This window comes from Janthinobacterium sp. HH102, from assembly GCF_001758625.2.
In the GTDB taxonomy this organism is placed as follows: domain Bacteria; phylum Pseudomonadota; class Gammaproteobacteria; order Burkholderiales; family Burkholderiaceae_D; genus Janthinobacterium.
Genome location: NZ_CP062062.1, coordinates 1,952,580 through 1,974,865, shown reverse-complemented (window position 1 = coordinate 1,974,865; position 22,286 = coordinate 1,952,580). Strand labels below are relative to the sequence as shown.

Genomic DNA, 22,286 nt, shown 5'->3' with positions numbered 1-22,286 from the left:
GCAAAAGGACTCGTGAATTGCAAGTCCTCAACACTGCATGGGCGCAATGTCCATTATACCGAAAGTACTTTCGGTTACTATGACTTTAGTTGCTCTGCTTCAATTCGCGCCACAATTCCCACCGTTTTAGCAAAGAAGCGTTGCCAGCGGTACACATGACGAAAGTCACCAGCCAGCGCATCGACATGCCGCCGCGCAATGCCTTGCATAATTCCACCAAGGCATCGCCACGGCGCCCATCCTGCAAAGCATAGCGCGCCACCTTGATGCGCGCATCGGCGACGATGCTCAAGGCGCCCGGGCGCGATGGGTCGCCGGCAGGCAAGCTCAGGGCGCGCTGCTCCAACCGAAAAAATACCTGTGGCAAGGTGCGCAAGTCATGCACGGCACACAGGCTGCCAGCCACATCCGTGCGATATGCTACAAGTCTGGCAGGCGTGAAGACCAGCTGCAGGCGCTCGGCCAGGCGGAACCATAAATCCTGGTCCTCGCCAAACTGATCGCCTTCGGGAAAACATTGAGACATGGACATTAAATGGCGGCGCGGCACGGCAATCGAGTTAGTGCAATAGAACACTCCGTGGGCTGCCCGGTAGGCATAGAAATTCTTAATCGGCTCAAACCGCGCATCGGCAACCTGGTCGAGCAGGCCATCGGATGGATCGTTCATGCATAAAAATGATGTAGAAAAAAAACTGTTTTCCGGATACTTTTGGTACATGGAAACAATTGCCAATAAAAAATCTGCAGCATACCAATCATCGGCGTCGAGGAAGCAAACCAGCTCTCCTCGCGAGGCCGCGATACCCACGTTGCGCGCGCGTGACACGCCTCCATTCGCTTGTCGGATCAAGCGTATGCGCGGATCGTCCATCGCTTCCACGAGAGCGGCGCCGCCATCGCGCGAGCCATCGTCGACGACCACAATTTCAAAATCCTGGTGGCTTTGCGACATCACAGAGGCGATCGCCGAGACGATATATTGTTCCTTGTTATATAGTGGGATAATGACGGAGCACAACATCAAGACAAACTCCCTTCCATCATATTGCGCCGTGCCAAGGCTTTCTCACGCCGCTGCTGTGCAGCCGGTACATAGTAGCGGACGAGCACCGCCAGCTGCAGCATATGAATCGGCAAATCAGGGCTCATGCTGGCTAGCGACAGAGGCACTTCACTGATCGACTTGCAAATGAGTAGGATAAACAGCGCCAGCGACAGCCCCTGGCTGGCCCGGACGGTATTGGCGACGAAATAAGCGATCACCAGCGTGTAGAAAAGCAGGCCAAACGCCCCGACGCTGCCGGCGCTCGACAGGCTCTGGAAGAACTGGCTGTGAGCATGGGTGGCGAACGGCATGCCGATGCTGTTGCGGAAAGCCTCATCGAAGATATTCAGTCCGTAGCCAAACACAGGATTCTTGCGCCACTCTTCGACGGCGATCTGCCAGATCTGATCGCGCCCCATAAAGGTCATCAGTTCGGCGCCGTCGCGGGTCGTGAAGAAGCGCGCAATCTTGTCGCCGCCGCCGCCAAACATGAAAATCAAGCATAGCAGGGCGCCGCCAAACATCATCATCAGTATTAATAATACTGGTAGATGGGGGCGCCGGAAATCCTGAATGCGGGCGTTGATTTCATCGCGGCGGCTATACCAGGCCAGCACCACCACCGACAGGATAAAGGCGATCCAGCTAGTCTTCGACTGCGTCAGCAGCAGGCTGATGCCGCCCAGCATCCAGCCACCGCGCATCAGCCAGACATTTTTGAAAGGCCGATACCAAAGGCACAGCATGAACAGCACACACAATGGCCCCAGGCTGTTGGCGTGGCTGGTCAGCCCAGCATAGCGCAGCTTCAGGCCTGGTACCAGACCGTGGTAGTTCGTGCTCATTACCAGACCGTGCTTCCATACGATGCAAGCGGCACTGGCGACAAGCAACGCCAGCAGGGCATTGCGCAGCACAACCGTCATGGCGTCCACGTCGGCCTTGGTATTGGCCATCAGGGCCGCCTGGCAAGCCAGCAGCGCATACAGGAATTCATGGGAAAAATATGGATACATGCCGAACAAGGCGGGGGTCAATGTATTGCTCGCGTAAAAAATCCAGAAGCCAAACAGCAGCATGCCGGGCATGCGTTTGTGCTCGCTTCCAGAGTTCAGCACGTAGCGCAATATGCGCTCGCCACATGAGAAGATCAGAAATACCGAACTCAGGCGGCCCAGCCAAGAAACGATGGAACTCTTGTTGACGACAATGGCCAGCACATCATCTGGAAAAGCCAGGTCGCGGCCCGACAAGAAAATGGTCAAGGCATAGGTCAGGAAAATCGGGTACGCAATATATTGCATCAACCCCAATTCCCGCTTGTGTCCCCAGTGGGCACTCAAAGCCATGCCCGCCACGACCAGGATTGCGGCGATCAACACCACCAAGCCGCCAATAAATTCAATCATATCAATCTCATCATACTGAACATTTACTACGAAGATAAACACCGACCCGTGCCGGCACCGGCGGACTGAAGCGTCCAAGCAGGTCGACGATACGCCGTCCCAGCAATTGTGGCTGAAGCAAACCGGCCAGCAAACACAGACCGCCGCCGCCTAGAGAGCCAAACAACAAGGCAGGCAGCGGCCCGTGGCCGATGGCATGCCCCAGCAGTGAGCCGCCATGGGCGCCGGCCGCCGCCAGCAGCATCAGCACGACGGAGCGCCAGACGCTGGGCCACAAGTCGATTATGCCCAAATGCAAGCGCAGGCATGCCGTCATGCCGATCACCAGCGCGCGCGCCAGCAAGGTACCTGACGCGATGGCGGCCACCACCACTACACCCAGGCCGGAAAACTGCCAGAGTGCGATACCCGCCAGCACGATCAGCGGCATCTGCAGCAGCGCTTCCAGGTGCTTGCCGCCCGTATTCCACAAGATGGGCGTCGACATGCCCCACGTGACGTAGGCGGGCATGCCCAGCGCCAACACCGTCAGCACGCGGCTCGATTCGCGCCAGGCATCGCCGTACAGGGTGGCGATCAGGTCGCCGGCGAGGCAGGCCAACACCACGAAGACGGGACCGATGACGATCCAGGTGGCCGCGATGACGGACAGGTACGCCTGCCGCAAGCCGGCCACGTCGTCCTGCAAGCGCGCACCGGCCGCCAGGAAGGCTGGCTGCAGGGCGCTGAGGAACAGCGAATTGGGCGTGTTAGCCAGGTTGTAACCCACCGCATATACCCCGACCGCGTGGGCATTGAGGATGCGCCCCAGGAAAACCCGATCGAGGTTGTTCAAGAACCAGTTGCTCAGGTTGGTAATAAATACTGTACTGCCCGTATGCGTCGAGCGGCGCGCACCCGCGTACCACAGCAATGGACGCAGCGTATGGGGATTGCGGCAATATGTCAGGATCAGCAAGCTCAGCGCCTGTACCAGCCAGGCACTGACCAGGGTCCAGACACCAGCGCCCATCAGTGCCAGCGGAATGCCCACACACAGGTAGCCCAGCGCATAACTGAGGATCTGCGCGATATTGAGCCAGCGGAAATTGAGCTGGCGCCGCAGCAGGTTGCTGCTGGGCGCCGTCATCGCGCTGAGCAGGCACGTCAGGCTCAGCCAGCAAACGATGGACACCAGCCGTGGCTCCTTGAAGTAGGCGGCGATCCACGGCGCCAGCAGGTACAGGCCCAGCATGGCCGCCGCGCCGGACAAGCATTGCCACGTGAAAGCGAAACGGATGTCGTCGTCATGCAATTGCTGGTTTTGCACCAGGCCCCAGGCAAAGCCGAAATCGGCAAGGAAGGTACTCAGTGTCATGACCAGCAAGCCCATGGCGAACAGGCCGTAGATTTCCGGCCCCAGCAGGCGCGCCAGCACGATCTGCACGCCCATCTGCAGCACGAAGCGCGTCACCGTGCCGAGCGCGGCCCATTTGACGGCGCTTACCGCGCGTGTCTTGACGTCAGCGCTGGCAGACATGGCGCGACGCAGGACAGGAGGAGGCGCACTGGCGCTGCAACGTAAGGTTAATGGCAATTCCTATCGACAAAAATATCGGGGCTACGGCCAGGCAGCGCCGGCGCGCTCCGCTTAACCATGGAAGTTGCCGATGATGCGCGCACGGTCCTGCGCCTTCATGCCCGACAACATGGCGCGCACAAAGCCTTCCTGTATTGCGTAGGCGGCGCCCGTATCGCTGTCGATGCTCGACACGCGCACCAGCATGGCATCGGGAATCGCCCCGCTCAAGCCATAGCGCAATTCCTGCATGCGCTGATCCAGGCCCGGCGTGAGCGCCTTGTCGCCGACGGTAATCCAGTAGGTGATCGGTTCCTGGCGCGGGCCATTCGTCGCATACAGATGTTTCACCGGCAAGGTCCCGTAATCGGTGCGCAGCTCGCTGCGGCCCGACTTCTGCACCTCGTAGCCCTGTGCACCATAGCAGACTTCCGGCAAGTGGACGGCCATATTGCTGCTCTGGTCGCCACCATAGGCGATCGACAGCATGACGCGGTTTCCTTGTGGATCGACATACGTGCGCGACAAGGTCTGGTTGTATATCTTGTCCAGACGCGCCTGGGTTTCCGGATCGACTTGCAGCGGAATGATGGTGGTGTCGATGGTCCAGCCGCCAAAGGCCACCGGGATGATGTCCGCGAGTTGGAACTGGCTCTTGCTGTCGGCGATCTTGACGCTGGGCGTCAAGTGCTTGGCCAGCCCGGCCGACGCCACCATCAGGATGCCGGCCAGCACACTGACCTTGACGGAATTGATCATCGATTTCATGCCTGGCTCCCCGACACTCTACGCTCACGCAATTTAACGATCCATTGCAGCAGGGTATCGGCAGAAAGGATCAGGATCAGCGCCGTAATGAACAGCACCATGCCGGCGAAACCGTGCAGGAAGCCCTGCCCCGCGGCATCGCCGAAATAATAGGTAATCAGGGTCAGCACGATGACGCGCACGACGTTGGCCGAGAACGAGATCGGGATGATCAGGATAGCCAGTGCGATATTGCGCAGTGCCGACGTGTGGCGCACGACATTCAGGTAAAACAGGCCCAGCGCCTCCAGCGACAGCAAGGTCTGCAGGCCGGCGCACGCGTCCGCCACCATCAGCTGGTACTGGCCGATCTGCAGGATCACGCCCGTGCGGGCGATCGGATAGCCGGCAAAAAACAGCAGGTGCTCGACCACGTACGACACGGCCATCTTCATCGGCATCGTCAGCATGATGACGATCTGGGCCGGCAAGGGCACCATGAACAGCATGAAGAAGAACGGGAACCACAATATTTTCAAGGCACGCAAGCCCCGCTTCAGCAACAATACGGCTGCCAGCATCCAGATGAAGGAGCCGATTTCAAAGGCGATGATATGTTGCGAACGGCCCAGCACGTACAGCACCAGGGCGATGGCCAGCACCACCCAGCCCAGCGCGCTGGGTTCGCTGCCACGGGTTTTTTCCAGCATGTCGGGCCAGTTGCGCCAGATCAGCCACAGCGACAAAAACAGGATGATGGGACCGTGCGCCTGCTCTTCCGTCGCCCAGATGCCGCCAAACAGGCCGGCAAAGGACGGAATGTACATGGCCAGCAGTCCGACGGCCAACGGCAGCCATTCTGGCAAGTATTCCTTGCATTGCTGCAAGTTCAGGCCCGACCACCGCTTGGCTTGGGTATTCATTTAGAAATCCACCATCACGGAACCGACCACCTTGGCACCGCTCTGCACGATCTGCTCGGCCATGGCGTTGATGTCGCTCAACAGGGATTGATTCTTGCGCGCCACGATCAGCACGCCACCGGCACGGGCCGCAATGGCCATCGCGTCGGAACCGAGCGCATACGCGGCCACGTCATAGATGACGATGTCGAACAGCGACTCGAGTTCCGTGTTCAGGTTGGCAAACGAGCTACGGCTGAGCAGCTCTTGCGGATTCGGCGGCAGTGTACCGGATCCCAGCACGGACAGATCGACGAACGATTCGACCTTGGTGATGGCGTCGAGCTGAGCACGGCCAGCGAGTATGTCGGACAAGCCCTGGCGCGTCTGAACATCGAAAATTTCATGCTGGCGCGGATTGCGCAAGTTGGCGTCGACCAGCAGGGTGCGTTCACCCAGCTGCGAAAACACGACAGCCAGGTTGGCCGCAAACAGGCTGGCACCGTCGCCGGATGCACCGCCCAGCACCACCAGCGCCTTGTGCCCACGGGCAAACCAGCGCAGCATGACCTGGCTGCGGATCGCGCGCAGCGTTTCCACTTGCGGGCTGAACGGTTCATAAGCAGCCACCAGCAGCTCCGAATACTTGCCCTCGCCTTTTTGCAGGTAGGGATAATCGAACTGGCGTGCCAGCACTTGCTGGATGTCGGCCTCCGTGATCAGGCCCAGGCGCAGGGCCGCTTCGCCGAAGCGGATGCCGAGTTCCTTTTGCATGCGCAGCACGCGCTCGGCGTTCTCGGGCGTGATCTTGCCCGACTCGAGCAGCAGACCGCCAATACTGGAGTCGCCGGTACGTGGCACGGTGTTCATCGAAATGGGGAGCGCGGCTTGGTTCATCGTCATATCCATGTTTTAACGTAAGCGCAGGCGGCGCGGCAGAATGCCGTTCAACACACCTTTTTTGCGCGGCGACTTGCGGGCATTCCAGTCGATGGCGCCGAAGACGGGAATCTGCAGCGTTTCTTGCAAGTCGGCTTCCGAACGCACGCGGCGGTACAGCATCTCGATCACGATGGCCAGTCCCACGCCCAGCAAGGTGCCGAGGAAAATCGACAGCAAGGTATTGAGCAGCACGCGTGGACCGGCAGGATCGATCGGCGGCACAGCCGGATTGAGCACGGAAATATCCGACTGCTCCGCCTGGCCCTCGATGCGCGTTTGCGACAGGCGCTGCGACGTCACGTCAAAGGCGCGCTGGGCGCTCTCGACATCTTTCATCAATACGCCCATCTCATCGCGGGTACGGTTCAATTCCAGCACCTTGGCTTTTTGCGCCTGCAGGGCGGCGCGCACCGCCGCTTCGCGCTGCTGCAGGATCTGCGCATTGTTGCCAACGCTGCTGGAGGTATTGGCCAGCTGCTCGCGCAGGTCGGCGCGCAGCTTGTCGACTTCCGCCTTGGCGCTCTCGTATTGCGGGTGGTTGCGGCCCAGGCGCTGGGCGATTTCGGCCAGCTTGCCTTCGGCGTTACCCAGGCCAATCTTCAAGTTCTGGATCAGCGGATTGGACGACACGTCGGGCGAGGCCATGCCATTGCTGCCCTGCGCCATGCGCTGGCGCGACGACGCTTCCATCGTCTGCCCTTGCGCCATGACCAATTGCGCCGACAAGTCATTCAGGCGATTCGATTCGACATCGAGACGGTTGTCGACGCTGACGATGCCATTGTCCTGCTGGTATTTGGAGAGCTTGCTTTGTGCCACTTCCAGGTTATCGCGCAGCAACTTGGTCTGTTCGCTGAAATACGTCGAGACGCGGCGCATCGGATCGACCTTCAGCTGGATGCTGGTCTTCTGGTACTCGTCCGCAAAGGCATTTGCCACGGCGGCAACGAACTGCGGGTCGCTGCCCTTGAAGCTGATGTCGACCACGCTGCTTTCGCGCGATGGCACGATTTCCACTTTTTTCAGCAGCAGATCGGCCAGCCAGTCGCGCACGGTGCCGCCCTTGCCTTCGGTCGCCTCATTGAATTGCGCAATCACGGCCGGGCTTTCCGCCAGTTTCAAATGGTCGACGACGCGCAAGGCAACGTTTTTGCTGCTGATGATGTCGATTTGCGTCGCCATGAAACCAGGCAACAACTGGCCCGGCATGGCCAGGCCCGTCAGCGGGTCGACCCCTTTGTAGTTCAAGAGCAACGAACTTGTCGCCTTGTATGTTTTAGGCAAGAGCAAACTGACCGACAGCGTGCCGAGAACAGTGACCAGCAGCGTGACCAAGATCAACTTCTTGTGCGCACGCAGGATCAGTAGGAGCTGTGACAAATTCATGGGAAAACCTCAACACAGAATGAAAAACATCCGGCTTGCGCCGGAAAGATACGGACACAGGCTTAAAACAGGCTTTCCTGCACGTACACCATATCGTCAACTTGCAGCAGGTCATCATGCTTGGCGTTGATGATTTCCAGCTTGCCAGCCTCGTCGCGGCGCTTGATGCGAATGCCGCGCTCGGTGCCACGCTGCGTCAGGCCACCGCCGACGGACAAAGCCTGCAGCACCGTCATCGATCGCTCGAGGCGGAAGGCGCCCGGACGCTGGACTTCGCCGTAGATATAGAAGCGCGGCGCGCGCTCGACAAAGATCACGTCGTTGCCAGCCACGTCCAGGTCGCGGTTCAGGTCAGCCGAGCGCACCATCTCGACGATATCGACGATTTCGCGCGTCGTCTTGCCGTTGCGCTTGCGAATCAGGCTGACGGCATCGCCGCCGTCCTGGCTGACGCCGCCAGCCATGGCCAGCATGTCCATCAGGCTGCGCTTGCCTTCAATCGGATATCGCCCGGGACGGTTGACCTGGCCGAGCACCGACACTTGCTGGCTTTGCAGCTGCGTCACGATGATGTTGACCTGTGCCTTGCGCAGGAAGCCGCCGCTTTCCAGCAAGCCGCCCAGTTTTTTTTCCGCTGCCGAGACCGACAAACCGCCCAGGGCCACATTGCCGACCAGGGGGAAGGTGATTTCACCCGCCTCGCTGACGCGCGTTTCCAGCGCCAGGTCGGGATTGCCATAGACGGAAATTTTCAATACGTCGCCGGCGCCCAGCTGTACATCGGCAGCACCGGCGAAGCCGGCGCTCAGGGCCAACAGGGTGGCCATGCACCACATCAAAAGTCGTTTCATGATTCGCTTATTCCATTGATAGAGTTACTTACCTAAAATGCTGCGACTTACTTCAAGCCAGCAACGCCACGATCATTTGCTTCCGAGGAACTCTTCGCCGGTGCTGCCTGGGCCGCCGAAGCAGGTGAAGGTACCGGAGCCGCGGCGCTGGCCGCTGCCGATGCGGCGGCCGGGGGGCCGTCCTTGCCCAGGTATTCGATCTTGGCGGCGGCACGCAGACGCTTCAGTTCGGCATCGGCGGCATCCTTGTTTTTCTTGTTGAATAAAAATTGTTCGATCTGCGGCGCAGCCTGTGCCAGGGTCGCGGGATTGTCGCGGATATCGGCCAGGGAAATGAGCAAGGTGCGGTCCCCTTCGCGGATAATGAACAACTGGCCCTTCGGCATCGACAGCAATTTCGCGCTCAGCTCGGGCGCCAGGTCGGCGCTGGTGCGCGACAACTGTGTACGGGCGAACTTGACCTTATGCGCCTCGAGCCAGGCAGCCACGTCGTCGAGCGTCTTGGCGCTATCCATGGCCGCCTTCAACTGGTCGTTCATGTCCGCGCTGGCAATCACCAGTTCGCGCATGTCGAATTGCTTGCGCTCGCTGAAAAATTGCGGGTTCTTCTGGAAGTACTCTTCCACTTCCTGCTTGGTGGGGCGGGCGATCGTACCGATGCGCTTTTGCATATAGGCTTGCGCGACGATCAGCGCCTTGGCGCGTTCGATCGCTTGCACCACCTTGGGATCGCGGTCCGTCTTGTCCTTGGCCGCCTCGTTCTGCAGCAACTGGCGGTCGATCAGCGATTCGAGCAACTGTTTGCTCGCCGCTTCCTGCTGCGGCGCCTGAACATTGGCGCGCTGCATCTCTTCATTGAGCTGCAGGACGGTGATTTCTTCCCCATTTACACTCGCCAGCGCCTGGCCGGGCTTTTTTTCTTTATTGCCACAAGCAGACAATCCTGCGACGGCCAGCACAACCAGGCCTGCGCACAGCAGACGGGAAGGCATGGCGGACGTGCTCGAAGACACACGGGCGATTTGCACTTGGTTCAAAATGACTCCTTCAGTTCAGGTAAGGAAATCCGCTGATAATTTTGTGAACGTGATGATAACTCACTTGGCAACAAAACATTGTCAAAAAAAGCAGATTTCGATTGAAATTATGGGCTTGCGACCACATGATTGTCAATATTATAAATATGATACACAGTGTACTAGCTTACTAGGGAAATATTTGCTTAAAAAACTATTAAAAGATCTTAAAAACAACTGTTTCATCAGAAACACAAGCCTTGCAATAGCGATGCCTCAATAAATAATTTCCACAGGAAAATATTTATTGCGTAGCGAGGGGCACTTGCACTACGCCGCACAATAATCGGAGGCGGGCAAACATGGGAAAGCGGCAGGAATGGGGCCGGTGCCTTGAGGTCTGCCGCTGTTCAACAGCAGACCGACGCCATGCTGGCAGGGCGAGGTTCCAGCGGGCATGGCGCGCATGCCATGGTCGACTAGCTGGCCCGCCGTCAGGCAGGCGGAGCATGTCACCGTGCACATCATGTCGCCGTGCTTGCCTCATAGGGTCGTCTGGCTCATCGAATCACTGTTCGGCCGGCTCCAGGAACCGGCTATTGGACATCTCGCATGATTGCGCCATTTTAACGCGTATTAAATCTCTGCAAAAAATATTCAAGTCCGGTGTGGCGGCCCGCCATCAATGCGCGCTCAATGCGCATTGTCGCGCTTCAGCACCACCTTGACGGTGCGCAAAATGATCCATAAGTCCAACCACAGCGACCAGTTGCGCAGGTAGTCAAGGTCGAAATGGATGCGCGCCTCCATCTTGTCGAGCGTCTCCGTCTCCCCGCGCAAGCCATTCACCTGGGCCCAACCGGTAATGCCCGGCTTGACCTTGTGGCGCAGCATATAGCCCTTGATCAGCTTGCGATACTGCTCATTGTGCGCCACGGCGTGCGGACGCGGCCCGACAATGCTCATGCGTCCCTGCAGCACGTTAATGAACTGCGGCAACTCATCGAGTGAACTGCGGCGCAAGAAGCTGCCCACGCGCGTCACGCGCTGGTCGTTCTTGGTGGCCTGCACTACCTTGTCGCCATCCTCGCTGACCGTCATCGAACGGAATTTATAGACGATGATTTCCTCGCCATACAGGCCGTAGCGGCGCTGGCGGAAGATCACGGGGCCTTTCGATGTTACCTTGACTGCAATGGCGATGACCAACATCACTGGTAACAGCATGATCTGGATCAGCAAGCCCAGCACGATGTCACTGCCCCGCTTGACCATGCTGTTAAAACCGGTAAACGGCGACTCGCGGATGGCGATCACCGGCATGCCGCCCACATTGTCGAAACGCGCCTGCATCAGGTCGAAGATATAAATATCCGGCAAGAAGTACACGGACGCCGTCGTATCCTGCAGTTCATCGAGCATTTTACGGATGCGCGGCTGCGCCGAAATGGGCTGGCTGATGAATATCATCTTGATATTGTGTTCGCGCACATAGGCGGCGATATCGGCCATCTTGCCCAGCATGGGCTCACGCATTTTCTCGGGCCAGCGGTCATCGGTACGGTCGTCAAAAAAGCCCCGTACGCTCATGAACAGATTCGGATTGCGCTCGACGGTGGCGGCAAATTTCAGGCTGGCATCATTGGCGCCAATGATGACGACGGAGCGCACTTCGCTGTCGCGCCCGGGATCGGCCACCATGCGCCGCGCCGCCAGATGGCTGAGCAGCAATATGAATGGCGTCAGCAGAAACCAGGCCAGCACCAGTTCGCGGTCGAAATGAAACGCCAGTCCTGTCGCCGAACCCAGGAATACCAGAATCAGGGCTGTGATGCCCCAGCTGACAAAAATATCGCGGGTATAGGCCAGCATCCGACCGCTGCGCCAGGTACGATAGGGATCGACATACTGGAATACGGATGATGAAATAAAGAACGCAAGGATCATCAATACCAGCGAATAGCCAGTAAAGGGGGAACCTGACAAGGCGGACAACAGATACAGCGTACCCATGATAATCAATGGGTCGAGTATGCGCTGAAAGAACGAAATCAAGGGTATATCATTAACCGTCATAGTGCTCTTCAGAACTGGACACTGGCGCTGAACGACACGCCTTTGGCGCGGAAACTGCCAGTATTAATAATAGGTGCGCCCTTGCGCGTGTCGCGGAAGGCGTTCAGACCCAGCTGGATATTCGGCTGCGGAGCATAGGTTAGTCCCAGAGATTCGGTATGCGAGGTGTCGCTGACATCGACGGGCAATACGAGGCCGCTGGCGGCCGAAAAATCGCGCTTCTCGCGGCGCAGTTGCGCATCCATGCGAACCTTGGACGTGATATCCCAGGCGGCGGCAACACTGGCGCCATTATTCAGGCTGCTCGAAATCAGCGCATTTTCCACTACTCCATACTCATGCCACAGGGAACCCGTGAAACGCACCTTGCCCAGAGGCGCCCAGTTCACCACGATGCGCCCGTTGGCGCCGCTCGAATTGCGCCCCGAATAAAAGGAATGGCTGCGGCGCACCCATCCACCCAACAGTTGCACTTGGGTAATCGCACTGTAATTCCAATAAATATTCGCCTTGATCTCATCCTGGGTATAGCCATCGTCGACGCCGAACTGGCCGCCGTTGACGCGATTCGGATAGCTGCCATTGATATGCCGCAACTGCACGCCGACACGACTATTACTTGCAGGCAAATAATCAAGCCCCAGTTCCGTCGCTTTTTCTTCACGGTTGGACACGCGCTGCGACAACAAGTCATACGAGTAGCGCTCACGGCTGTAAGCGCCACGCACGCGCCAGCTCGGATGGAAACGCCAGCCACCATCGACGTACTCTCGCTGACGCGTACGCAAATTGCGTTCAGTGCTCTGGAAATCGCTGAACGGCGTCAGGGTTTGCGAATACAGGGCGCCCGCGTGGCCATCGAGATGATTGCCTAGATGCCATTCAAGATCGGCCAGGAAATCCTTGCCGCTATAGTTGAACTGGTCAAAATGCTGGAACGACACGCGCGACCACTTGGCCTGTCCCGTCAGCACCTGGCGCCCGATTGGCCGGTTGACGAGAAAACCCGCCTGTATCTGGCGCGACGTATCGGAACGGGGACCGTTATAGCCGGGAACATTGTCGTCGAGGCGCAACAGATTGTCGTCATAGGAATACGAGGTCGCCAGGAACGGGGAAATGGTATCGCTCCAGGCGGCCATTGCCGACGAGCTGGCCACACCTCCGACCACGAGCACGCAAGCGGCACGCAAGATAGACATGAGCGGCATGCCAGGCGGCAGACATGGGTGGCTACGGAGGCTTTTTGACGGGGAATTCAACATGGGCATTGTCTTTGAAAGAGCAAACAGTTAGTTGGCAATATTACCAGTAAGTCCAGTGTCCACCGGAAACAATCCAGAGGCCCAGCACGCCATTCGTCACGCCATGCGCGAGGATCGGCGACCATAGGTTCTGGCTGCGCATGTACAGCAAGCTATAAGCAGCACCGGCAACGATACCGGCCAGCCACAAATTGTGTTCGAAGCCAAACAGTACCACGCTGACAACAAAGGCCTTTGCACTCGCCAGACGCGGGTTAAATTTCAGAAAGTCCGGGGCATCGATCCAGCGCAGCAGGAAGGAGCGCCAGAACAGCTCTTCCATCACAGGCACCACGAGCGCCGCGCCGGCGATGCGCAGCACCACCAGCGTCCACTCGATGCTGCCGTCATTGCGGGGATCGAAACCGTCGGCGCTGCCGATACTCATCCAGCCCGCATTCAAATTAATCCACAGCAAAAAAACAACAAGTCCGGCGGAGATGGCGACGGCAATAGCGCGCGCACCCAGTCCTGTCCAGACCAGTTCTGTATAGCTGCGGCGCCAATACAACAACATGCCCAGCACGACGCCGATCTTGACGGCGTACAGCCAGCGCAAATCCTGCGCGGCAAAGCCGGCCCGGCCCAGCATGTCGGCGATGAAGATAAAGGAGAGGTAGGCCAGGAATGGCGCTACCCGGGGCAAGGCGGCGCGGTCAAACATGCCGATGCGCACCGGAGGTGGAACCACGCGCCGGACGCAGTGGTCCGGAGCGCGTGTTTTTGATAACAAACATGCATCCCCCGATGTAAAAAATATAATTATATAATTATATCAAGCAGAACCGTTGCCGTGGCAAGTAATCCTAACTTAAATTACAACAGGGTATGCAAGAAACTAATCAGGCATTGCTGCGCGCCTCGATCTGCTCCCACTTTTCCAGCGCTTCCAGCAGTTCGCCTTCGATCTCGGCCACGCGCGCATTCAGGCGCTTGCCTTCGGCGGGCGTCTTTTTGTAGAAGTCCGGATGCGACAGTTCGGCGGCCAGCACCGATTGCTCGTCTTCCAGCTTGGCGATCAGTTTCGGCAACTCTTCCAGTTCGCGCTGCTCCTTGTAGCTGAGCTTTTTCTGCTTGGCAACGGGTGCGGCGGCTTCGACCTTCACGGCCGGCTTGCTGGCAGGCGCCGTGGCGATCGGCAAGGTGCGCACGCGCTCCCAGTCCGTGTAGCCGCCGACGAATTCGCGCCACTTGCCCTCGCCTTCGGCGACGATCACCTGCGTGACCACGTTGTCGAGGAAGGTACGGTCATGGCTGACGAGGAAGACGGTGCCGGTGTATTCTTCCAGCAACTCTTCCAGCAATTCCAGGGTATCGATATCCAAGTCATTGGTCGGCTCATCGAGCACCAGCACGTTGGCCGGCTTGGCGAACAGGCGCGCCAGCAGCAAACGGTTGCGCTCGCCACCGGACAGCGACTTGACGGGCGAACGCGCACGTTCCGGCGCGAACAGGAAATCGTTCAAATACGTCATCACATGGCGACGCTGGCCATTGATCTCGACCCAGTCGCTGCCTGGCGCGATGGTTTCCATCAGATTCGCCTCTTCGTTCAGCTGCGTGCGCATCTGGTCGAAATACGCGACCTGCAGCTTGGTGCCCAGGCGGATAGTGCCCGTGTCCGACTGCTCTTCACCCAGAATCATTTTCAGCAAGGTGGTCTTGCCGGCGCCGTTGGCGCCGATCAGGCCAACCTTGTCGCCGCGCAAGATGGTGGCGCTGAAATCCTTGACGATGACCTTGTCGCCGTAGATCTTCGAAACGTTTTCCAGGTCCGCCACGATCTTGCCCGAGCGTTCGCCGGCCGACACGTCCAGTTTCACTTGGCCCTGCTGTTCGCGGCGCGCATTGCGCGTCAGGCGCAGCGCTTCCAGGCGGCGCACGCGGCCTTCGTCGCGCACGCGGCGCGCCTTGACGCCCTTGCGTATCCACACTTCTTCTTGCGCCAGGAACTTGTCGAACTTGGCGTTTTCCACTTCCTCGATTTCCAGCTGCTCCGCCTTGCGCGTCTGGTAAGCCGTGAAGTTGCCCGGATACGACAGCAAACGGCCGCGGTCGAGTTCGATGATGCGCGTGGCAACGTTGTCGAGGAAGGAGCGGTCATGGGTGATGAACAGCACGCTGCCCTTGAAGTCGCGCAACAAGCCTTCCAGCCACAGGATGGAACTGAAGTCCAGATGGTTGGTCGGCTCATCGAGCAGCAGCACGTCCGGTGCCGACACCAGCGCGCGCGCCAGCGCCACGCGCTTCTGCATCCCGCCCGACAGGGTTTTCATCAGCATGTCGCCCGTCAGGTTCAAGCGGTCGAGCACGGTTTCCACCTTGTTCGGCAAGCTCCACGCATCGGCCGCATCGAGTTTGACCTGGATGTCGTGCATGCGTTCCATCAGTTCGTCGTCATTTCCCTGGCCGAACTGGCCCGTCAGCGCATCGTATTCCTTCAGCCATGCCTGCGATTCGCCCATGCCGGAAGCGACGGCGTCGAAGACAGACATGTCCGGGTCAAATTGCGGCTCCTGCTCCACGTACGCGATCTTGATGCCTTGCTGCATCACCAACAGGCCGTCATCGAGCTTGAACTTGCCCGAAATGACTTTCAATAAGGAGGATTTGCCTGTGCCGTTGCGGCCGATCAAGCCGACCCGTTCCGAGGTTTCCAGTGAAAATTCCGCGTGATCGAGCAGCGCGACGTGACCGAACGCAAGTTGCGCCGATGAAAGAGAAATGACAGCCATAATGAGTAAAGGTGTACGGGCGCCGCCTCGCGCGCACCGCGTGGTGCGCCAAACAGCTGCCGATTGGATGAATGAAGCACGCATTGTACCGACAACTCGGCACCACCAGTACATTGCAGCCAGCATGAACTCAGGCCACCGGCGCGCGTTGCGTGGAATGTGGTGTCGCCAGCAGGAATCGAACCTGCATTTAAGTCTTAGGAGGACCTTGTACTATCCATTGTACGATGGCGACACGCGCAGCGGCATTATACAGGGTGGCGCGCACCGTGGACATAGCGGACGCTGGTGCGCGACGGAAAATCCGGCTGGCGTGGCGCGCGGCTCCCGGCTATGGCTGCCCGGCCGGCAACAGCAAGGGCATGACATGCTGCGCCGCCAAGCCATGCGCCACCTTGTTCCAGTGGCCATCCATCGGCAGAAAATCGAGCCGCTCGGCATGCTCGCGCCAATGCTCCTCGAACACGGGCTGCATGTCGACCACGACGTGGCCATGCTGCCTCGCCTGCGCCATGAAAACTTGGCGGTCATCGCCGTGCCACGACGGTTTGCCCTTCTTCGGCTCATACAAGGTGTTGCGCTCCCCATCGACCACAAAGACCATTTGCCTGTCGGCGGCGCCGGGAAGCGCCTTGATCTGCGCGAAATAGTAGGCCAGCATCTGGTCGCGCGCCGCCGCCCCGGTATCGTCGGCCACTGGCGCGTGAGCTGCGCGTCGCAGCGACGATATCCAGTCCGGCAGCTTCAGGTTGTAATAGGTATAGCGCACAAGGGCCGAGTGCGCCAGCCAGCGCTTGAGCTTTGATTCGACATAGTCGACATGGACCGTCCGCACGCCATCAGGGCCGGCCACGAACTGGTTGTGGCTGCGTGGTGCGGGCAACAGCAGGTTGTTCAGATTTCCCGAATCGATCAGAACGACCACGTTGCGTGGATGCAGGCGCGGCGCATAATGGCGCAGCATCTCGAGCGTATCGGCCAAGCCGTTGCCCGAACTGGCGGCCGACACCACGGCCCCGCCCAGCATGCGGTCCAGCTCCCCCTGCAGGGTGTCGGGGTAGTCGAGCATCAGGCTTTCGACAAAGCTGTCGCCCAGCACCAGCACGGCGGGATCCGGCTTGAACTCGGCGGAATTGGCAAAACCCTGCCCGTTGGTGACACCGCGGCGCGCGTTCGACAATGCCCAGCCATGCGAATACACATACTCCTGCCGGGGCAAGTAACGGCTGAGCGGCATGCTTGCACTGCTTTGCGCGAGGCGCAAGCCGGACGACACCGGCAGGCACTGCAACACAGCCTCGAGCACCAGCGCCATCAGCAGCACACCGATTCCTATCGTAATGGATGAACGCATGATGATTTAAAAGTTAAAATACAGAAATTCGGATACGCCACGGGTCTCGCTGATCGACAGCAAGAACAGGCACAACAACAGCAAGGCACCCAGCAACAAGTTGCCGCGCCCGCCTTCCAGACGGTTTTCCTGCTCCAGACGCAAGCCACGGCCCAGCAGGTCATAGGCATTCGGCAAAAAGAAAGCGATAACGGCGCAGGCGCCCAGCCACCACAGGCAACTGCCAAGCTCCATGATGCGGTTCATGCCCAACACGGTCTCGCGCATGGCTGGCGTCAGAGTGCCACCCCACATCGCATGCAGCACGTCCAGCGCCACACCCACCGAATTGGCGCGGAAGAAGACCCAGGCCACAACCACGGCCAGGAAGGTGGCGCAGGCGCCGCCCAGGCGCAGCGCCCAGTTGCTACGCCCGCCCAGCATGTGCCGCAAGGCATGGTTAATGATCAGATAAATACCGTGCAACATGCCCCACAGCAAGAACGTCCAATTGGCGCCGTGCCACAGTCCACCCAGCAGCATCGTCAGCAACAGATTGCGGTAGCGCAAGAACGCACTCTTGCGATTGCCGCCCAGCGGAATGTACAGGTAGTCGCGCAGAAAATTGGACAGGGTGATATGCCAGCGGCGCCAGAAATCGATGATGGACGCCGCCTTGTATGGCGAGTTGAAATTGATGGGCAAGACGATGCCGAACATATAAGACAAGCCATAGGCCATGTCGGAATACGCCGAGAAATCGAAATACAACTGGAAAGTATAGGCCAGGGCTCCGGCCCAGGCTTCGAGCATGCTCAGGTGCTGATGATGCAGGTCAAAGACGGGCCCTACGAAGCGGGCCACGCCATCGGCCAGGACGACCTTCTTGAACAGGCCGATGGTAAAGAAACTCAGGCCCACCACCAGCCGCCCGCGATACGGAACGTGCCGGGCCGGCTCCGAGAACTGCGGCATCATCTCCTTGTGATGCAGGATGGGGCCGGCAATCAGGTGGGGGAAGTACGTAACGAACAAGCCGTAGCTTTCAGGTTGATAGTCCTTGACCTTGCCGGCATGGCAATCGACTAGATAGGCGATTTGCGTGAAGGTGAAGAAGGAAATACCGATGGGCAAAGTAATCCCGATGGGCTCTATGGGCGCCCCCGTGAGCGCGGCAATATTGCTCAACAGGAAGTCAAAGTACTTGAAAAAGACGAGCAGGGACAGATTAAAGACGAGTCCGCCGATCAGCCACAGCTTTGCCCGGCGCAGGCGGCCCTGTCCATGGTGCAGCGAAATGGCGCGCCCGACGGCAAAGTTGGTGCAGATCGACAAGGCCAGCAAGGGCAGGAAGGCGATATCCCAGTAACAATAGAATGCAACCGATGCCAGCAATAGAAAGATGATGGACAGGCGCAGCGAATAGCGTGACAGGACAAAGTAGCCCAGCAGTGCCAGCGGAAGGAAAATGAGGAAAAATGAAAAGGTATTAAATAACACTACAAAATCCCAAGCGTGGGTGGTTGCTCATACGACAACATCAAGCCTCGGCGACTGCCGATGAGCTAATGGCCATCAATCAATTTTCCGGCAACGAGGGCGCGGCAGGCGACATGACGCACCGCTCCCGCGGCACGCGCAAGCGTATCCGATATCGGCGCGACTGCAGCATTCAGCTGCGGGCGCGCAAGCTTGTCCGCTGCTGACGCAAATGCATGCCAGCGAGCAAGATCAGCCCCGCCAGCAGCACGCCATAAGTGGCAGGCTCCGGCACCGCACTGATGGTAAACACCTGTATCGCGCCGTACGTAATGTTCGGTACCGTAAAACTGGAACCATCGATCAGGCTGATCCCGCTCGCCGGGTGTCCACGGTAATTGTAGGTGTAAAGGGAAGAATAGCCGCCGTGCGTCAAGTCCTGCGGTACATACAGATCATGGCCGACACCAAAGGTGGGACCATAATTTTCCTGATTGTAGGTCTGATCCTTGCCGATGCCATCGCCGCTGAAATACTGCTTCAATTGCGGCAGCATGAAACCCGCTGTCAGATTAAACAGGAAGCCTGTGCGCTGGCTATCTTCCATGGTCACATGCATGCCGTCGGTCGAACTCCAGCTTTGCGGGTTATAGCCACCGACGAGCCAGGTTTGCCCCGAGGCATTGGTCGCTTCCATGACGGAAAACGTGCGCCCCTTGCCATCGGAGGCCTTGTGAAAATCCAGCGAGGTGTCGCCCGCCGCCTTGCTGTAGATATTCGTCAGCGCCAGGCGGCCTTCGCCAAGCCAGCTTTCCAGTTGCGTTTGATAGCCGGGAGAGAGTAGCGACGTGCCGGTTCCGGCCTGCGCGCCCAGGCAAACACCCATACCGGCCACGGCCAGCACCACACTTCTTACCGCCTTAAAATTATTGTGCATCATCTGCCTCGACTGTCAGTATTTGAAGCCGGCGTATTTTCCGGTTGCCAAATATAACATAGCAGATATTGTTTTTATATTTCTTATTTTAGCGCAAAAAATATAATTTTGACAAAAACAATTCATTCAGGCAACACGGCCGTCACTTCGATCTCGACCTTCGCTCTGTCCTCGATGAGTCCCGCCACCTGCACGGCCGTCATGGCTGGAAAATGCTTGCCGATGATTTCCCTGTAGGCAACGCCAATGTGTGGATATGCCGCCACATATTCCTTCTTGTCCAGTACATACCAGGTCATGCGCACGATGTGCTCGGGCAAGGCGCCCGCCTCGGCCAGCACGGCGACGATATTCTGCAAGGCCTGGCGCACCTGTCCCGCAAAATCGTCCGTATGAAACTGGCCCTGCGCATCCCAGCCTATCATGCCGCTGACGTACACCGTGCGTCCGCTGGCGGCAATACCGTTCGCATAGCCGCGCGGTCTTGCCCATCCCGCTGGTTGCAGCACTTGCATCGTGTTCTCCTCGTTGTTCTTGCCGTTCATGCGTTCCCCGCCTCGCGCAGCAGTTCGCGCGCGATGATCAATTGCTGCACTTCGCTGGCGCCCTCGTAGATGCGCAGCGCGCGGATTTCGCGGTACAGGCGCTCGACCGGGTGCCCGCTGACGACGCCCATGCCGCCAAACAGCTGCACGGCCGCGTCGATCACCTGCTGCGCCGTTTCCGTGGCCGTCAGCTTGGCCATCGCGGCCTCCTTCGTCACCTTGCGGCCCTGGTCGCGCTGCCAGGCGGCGCGGTAGGTGAGCAGCGCGGCCGCGTCGATGCCGGTGGCCATCTGCGCCAGTTTTGCCTGCGTCAACTGGAAGTCCGCCAGGGTCTGGCCGAACATCTGGCGCTTTGTCGCGTGGCGCAGCGCCTCGTCGAACGCGCGCCGCGCGAAACCCAGTGCGGCGGCGGCCACCGACGTGCGGAACACATCGAGCGTGGCCATCGCCACCTTGAAGCCCTGCCCCGCTTCGCCCAGGCGCTGCGACACGGGTACGCGGCAATTGGCAAAGCGCAGGCGCGCCAGCGGATGCGGGGCGATGACGGCGATGCGCTCGGCGATTTCCAGCCCGGGATTGTCGGCGTCGACGATGAAGGCGCTGATGCCGCGCGCCCCTGGCGCCTCGCCCGTGCGGGCGAACACCACGTAAAAGTCGGCGATGCCGCCGTTCGAGATCCACGTCTTTTCGCCATCGAGCACATAGTCGTCGCCGTCGCGGCGCGCCGCGCAGGCCATGGCCGCCACATCGGAGCCGGCCTGCGGCTCGGACAGGGCAAAGGCGGCGATGCGCTTGCCGCTGGCCACGTCAGGCAAATAGCGCGCCTTGTTCCCGGCGCTGCCGAACAGGCCGATGGCGCCGGAACCGAGTCCCTGCATGGCGAAGGCGAAATCGGCCAGGCCGTCGTGGCGCGCCAGGGTTTCGCGCATCAGGCAAATGGCGCGCGTGTCGATCTGGCCATCGGTGCCCGTGGCGTAGGTCAGCCAGCCGCCCTGCCCCAGTTGCGCCACCCGCGCGCGGCAAGCCGCATCGACGTCGCCGCCATGCTCGTCGTCCAGGTGCTGCGTCGCCCACGCATCGAGGTCACGCTCAAGTTCCGCATGGCGCGCTTCGAAAAACGGCCAGTCCAGGTAAGTGGTGTCGCGTGTCTTGTTCATCTTCTTAATCGCCCTCGAACTGCGGTTTTTCTTTCGCCACGAAGGCGTGATAGGCGCGATGAAAATCGTTGGTGGCCATGCAGATGGCTTGCGCCTGCGCTTCCGCCTCGATGGCCTCGTCGACGCCCATGTTCCACTCCTGCTGCAGCATTTTTTTCGTCATGCCGTGCGCGAAGGTGGGGCCGCTGGCCAGGCCGGCGGCGAACAGCTGCGCCGCCTCGGCCAGTTCTTCCGGCTCGACCAGGCGGTTAAGCCAGCCCCAGCGTTCGGCCTCGGCTCCGGCCAGGGAGCGCCCCGTGTACAGCAGTTCGGCGGCGCGGCCCTGGCCGATCACGCGCGGCAGCAAGGCGCAGGCACCCATGTCGCAGCCGGCCAGGCCCACGCGGGTAAACAAAAAGGCCGTCTTGCTGCGCGCCGTGCCGATGCGGATATCGGAAGCCAGCGCCAGCATGGCGCCGGCGCCCGCGCATATGCCGTCGATGGCGGCGATGATGGGTTGCGGGCAGGCGCGCATAGCTTTCACCACGTCACCCGTCATGCGGGTAAACGCCAGCAGGCCGGGCATGTCGAGCCGCGTCAGCGGGCCGATGATGTCGTGCACGTCGCCGCCCGAGCAGAAATTGCCGCCGCTGCCCGTGATGACCACGGCCTTGACGTCGTCCGCATGCGCCAGCGCGCGGAACAGCGCGCGCAGCTCCGCATACGAATCGAAGGTGAGCGGATTCTTGCGCTCGGGCCGGTGCAGGGTCAAGGTGGCCACGCCGCCTTCGACGGAAAACAGAAAATGCCGCGCGGCGTAGCCGGTCAGGCTGGCGCGGTTGCCTGGCAGGTCTTGCGGCTGGCCCGGTAGATGGCGCATGC

At 59.5% G+C, this 22,286-nt stretch carries 19 protein-coding genes and 1 tRNA gene; all 20 read right to left on the bottom strand.

What is annotated here, in order from left to right; all coding sequences use genetic code 11:
• Positions 1-85 precede the first annotated feature (85 nt).
• On the bottom strand, positions 86-1,024 hold the full coding sequence (locus JAB4_RS09005) for a glycosyltransferase family A protein (protein WP_070224580.1): 939 nt from the start codon (positions 1,022-1,024) through the stop codon (positions 86-88).
• Positions 1,024-2,457: an O-antigen ligase family protein gene (locus JAB4_RS09000; protein WP_070224581.1), complete on the bottom strand. Its 1,434-nt coding sequence runs from the start codon at positions 2,455-2,457 to the stop codon at positions 1,024-1,026. Before JAB4_RS09000 ends, JAB4_RS09005 begins: the two co-directional genes overlap by 1 nt.
• Positions 2,458-2,467: 10 nt before the next feature.
• Positions 2,468-3,976: a lipopolysaccharide biosynthesis protein gene (locus JAB4_RS08995; protein ID WP_070224582.1), complete on the bottom strand. Its 1,509-nt coding sequence runs from the start codon at positions 3,974-3,976 to the stop codon at positions 2,468-2,470.
• 111 nt (positions 3,977-4,087) lie between these two features.
• Positions 4,088-4,783 carry an exosortase-associated protein EpsI, B-type gene (epsI, locus tag JAB4_RS08990; RefSeq protein ID WP_083287180.1) on the bottom strand — a complete coding sequence of 232 codons (696 nt, stop codon included), beginning with the start codon at positions 4,781-4,783 and terminating at the stop codon, positions 4,088-4,090.
• Positions 4,780-5,685: an exosortase B gene (gene xrtB / locus JAB4_RS08985; RefSeq protein ID WP_070224584.1), complete on the bottom strand. Its 906-nt coding sequence runs from the start codon at positions 5,683-5,685 to the stop codon at positions 4,780-4,782. The genes epsI and xrtB overlap by 4 nt, the downstream gene beginning before the upstream one ends.
• On the bottom strand, positions 5,686-6,561 hold the full coding sequence (epsG, locus tag JAB4_RS08980) for a chain length determinant protein tyrosine kinase EpsG (protein WP_070224585.1): 876 nt from the start codon (positions 6,559-6,561) through the stop codon (positions 5,686-5,688).
• Positions 6,562-6,576: 15 nt separating this feature from the next.
• Positions 6,577-7,992, bottom strand: a complete 1,416-nt coding sequence (gene epsF, locus JAB4_RS08975) for a chain length determinant protein EpsF (protein WP_070224586.1) — start codon at positions 7,990-7,992, stop codon at positions 6,577-6,579.
• A gap of 62 nt (positions 7,993-8,054) precedes the next feature.
• A complete protein-coding gene (gene epsE / locus JAB4_RS08970; RefSeq protein ID WP_070224587.1) occupies positions 8,055-8,843 on the bottom strand; it encodes a polysaccharide export protein EpsE in 789 nt (262 codons plus the stop codon).
• Positions 8,844-8,890: 47 nt separating this feature from the next.
• Entirely contained in the window at positions 8,891-9,871 is a 981-nt protein-coding gene (locus JAB4_RS08965) for an EpsD family peptidyl-prolyl cis-trans isomerase (protein ID WP_343216230.1), read from the bottom strand.
• Positions 9,872-10,552: 681 nt separating this feature from the next.
• Positions 10,553-11,935, bottom strand: coding sequence for an undecaprenyl-phosphate glucose phosphotransferase (locus JAB4_RS08960; protein ID WP_070224588.1), 1,383 nt, complete (start codon positions 11,933-11,935; stop codon positions 10,553-10,555).
• Positions 11,936-11,943: 8 nt separating this feature from the next.
• Positions 11,944-13,137: an XrtB/PEP-CTERM-associated polysaccharide biosynthesis outer membrane protein EpsL gene (gene epsL, locus JAB4_RS08955; RefSeq protein ID WP_227742125.1), complete on the bottom strand. Its 1,194-nt coding sequence runs from the start codon at positions 13,135-13,137 to the stop codon at positions 11,944-11,946.
• Positions 13,138-13,240: 103 nt separating this feature from the next.
• Positions 13,241-13,903 carry a CAAX prenyl protease-related protein gene (locus JAB4_RS08950; protein WP_070224641.1) on the bottom strand — a complete coding sequence of 221 codons (663 nt, stop codon included), beginning with the start codon at positions 13,901-13,903 and terminating at the stop codon, positions 13,241-13,243.
• Positions 13,904-14,081: 178 nt separating this feature from the next.
• Positions 14,082-15,974, bottom strand: coding sequence for an ATP-binding cassette domain-containing protein (locus JAB4_RS08945; protein ID WP_070224589.1), 1,893 nt, complete (start codon positions 15,972-15,974; stop codon positions 14,082-14,084).
• Positions 15,975-16,134: 160 nt separating this feature from the next.
• Positions 16,135-16,209 (bottom strand) — tRNA-Arg (locus tag JAB4_RS08940).
• A 96-nt stretch (positions 16,210-16,305) separates the two neighbouring features.
• Positions 16,306-17,328, bottom strand: coding sequence for a hypothetical protein (locus JAB4_RS08935; RefSeq protein ID WP_139143016.1), 1,023 nt, complete (start codon positions 17,326-17,328; stop codon positions 16,306-16,308).
• A gap of 6 nt (positions 17,329-17,334) precedes the next feature.
• Positions 17,335-18,807, bottom strand: coding sequence for an MBOAT family O-acyltransferase (locus JAB4_RS08930; RefSeq protein ID WP_070224591.1), 1,473 nt, complete (start codon positions 18,805-18,807; stop codon positions 17,335-17,337).
• Positions 18,808-18,979: 172 nt separating this feature from the next.
• A complete protein-coding gene (locus tag JAB4_RS08925; RefSeq protein ID WP_227742124.1) occupies positions 18,980-19,726 on the bottom strand; it encodes a PEP_CTERM-anchored TLD domain-containing protein in 747 nt (248 codons plus the stop codon).
• A 119-nt stretch (positions 19,727-19,845) separates the two neighbouring features.
• A complete protein-coding gene (locus tag JAB4_RS08920) occupies positions 19,846-20,238 on the bottom strand; it encodes a RidA family protein (RefSeq protein ID WP_070224642.1) in 393 nt (130 codons plus the stop codon).
• Positions 20,239-20,264: 26 nt separating this feature from the next.
• On the bottom strand, positions 20,265-21,425 hold the full coding sequence (locus JAB4_RS08915) for an acyl-CoA dehydrogenase family protein (RefSeq protein WP_070224593.1): 1,161 nt from the start codon (positions 21,423-21,425) through the stop codon (positions 20,265-20,267).
• 4 nt (positions 21,426-21,429) lie between these two features.
• On the bottom strand, positions 21,430-22,284 hold the full coding sequence (locus JAB4_RS08910; RefSeq protein WP_070224594.1) for an enoyl-CoA hydratase family protein: 855 nt from the start codon (positions 22,282-22,284) through the stop codon (positions 21,430-21,432).
• Positions 22,285-22,286: the final 2 nt, after the last annotated feature.

Excerpts from the sequence above, each read along its gene's own strand:
- JAB4_RS08950 (WP_070224641.1), bottom strand. The coding sequence starts at position 13,903 with ATGTTTGACCGCGCCGCCTTGCCCCGGGTAGCGCCATTCCTGGCCTAC.
- epsE (WP_070224587.1), bottom strand. The coding sequence starts at position 8,843 with ATGAAACGACTTTTGATGTGGTGCATGGCCACCCTGTTGGCCCTGAGC.
- JAB4_RS08945 (WP_070224589.1), bottom strand. The coding sequence starts at position 15,974 with ATGGCTGTCATTTCTCTTTCATCGGCGCAACTTGCGTTCGGTCACGTC.
- xrtB (WP_070224584.1), bottom strand. The coding sequence starts at position 5,685 with ATGAATACCCAAGCCAAGCGGTGGTCGGGCCTGAACTTGCAGCAATGC.
- JAB4_RS08935 (WP_139143016.1), bottom strand. The coding sequence starts at position 17,328 with ATGCGTTCATCCATTACGATAGGAATCGGTGTGCTGCTGATGGCGCTG.
- JAB4_RS09000 (WP_070224581.1), bottom strand. The coding sequence starts at position 2,457 with ATGATTGAATTTATTGGCGGCTTGGTGGTGTTGATCGCCGCAATCCTG.
- epsF (WP_070224586.1), bottom strand. The coding sequence starts at position 7,992 with ATGAATTTGTCACAGCTCCTACTGATCCTGCGTGCGCACAAGAAGTTG.
- epsG (WP_070224585.1), bottom strand. The coding sequence starts at position 6,561 with ATGAACCAAGCCGCGCTCCCCATTTCGATGAACACCGTGCCACGTACC.
- JAB4_RS08925 (WP_227742124.1), bottom strand. The coding sequence starts at position 19,726 with ATGATGCACAATAATTTTAAGGCGGTAAGAAGTGTGGTGCTGGCCGTG.
- epsL (WP_227742125.1), bottom strand. The coding sequence starts at position 13,137 with ATGTCTATCTTGCGTGCCGCTTGCGTGCTCGTGGTCGGAGGTGTGGCC.
- JAB4_RS08915 (WP_070224593.1), bottom strand. The coding sequence starts at position 21,425 with ATGAACAAGACACGCGACACCACTTACCTGGACTGGCCGTTTTTCGAA.
- JAB4_RS09005 (WP_070224580.1), bottom strand. The coding sequence starts at position 1,024 with ATGTTGTGCTCCGTCATTATCCCACTATATAACAAGGAACAATATATC.
- JAB4_RS08995 (WP_070224582.1), bottom strand. The coding sequence starts at position 3,976 with ATGTCTGCCAGCGCTGACGTCAAGACACGCGCGGTAAGCGCCGTCAAA.
- epsI (WP_083287180.1), bottom strand. The coding sequence starts at position 4,783 with ATGAAATCGATGATCAATTCCGTCAAGGTCAGTGTGCTGGCCGGCATC.
- JAB4_RS08920 (WP_070224642.1), bottom strand. The coding sequence starts at position 20,238 with ATGCAAGTGCTGCAACCAGCGGGATGGGCAAGACCGCGCGGCTATGCG.
- JAB4_RS08910 (WP_070224594.1), bottom strand. The coding sequence starts at position 22,284 with ATGCGCCATCTACCGGGCCAGCCGCAAGACCTGCCAGGCAACCGCGCC.
- JAB4_RS08960 (WP_070224588.1), bottom strand. The coding sequence starts at position 11,935 with ATGACGGTTAATGATATACCCTTGATTTCGTTCTTTCAGCGCATACTC.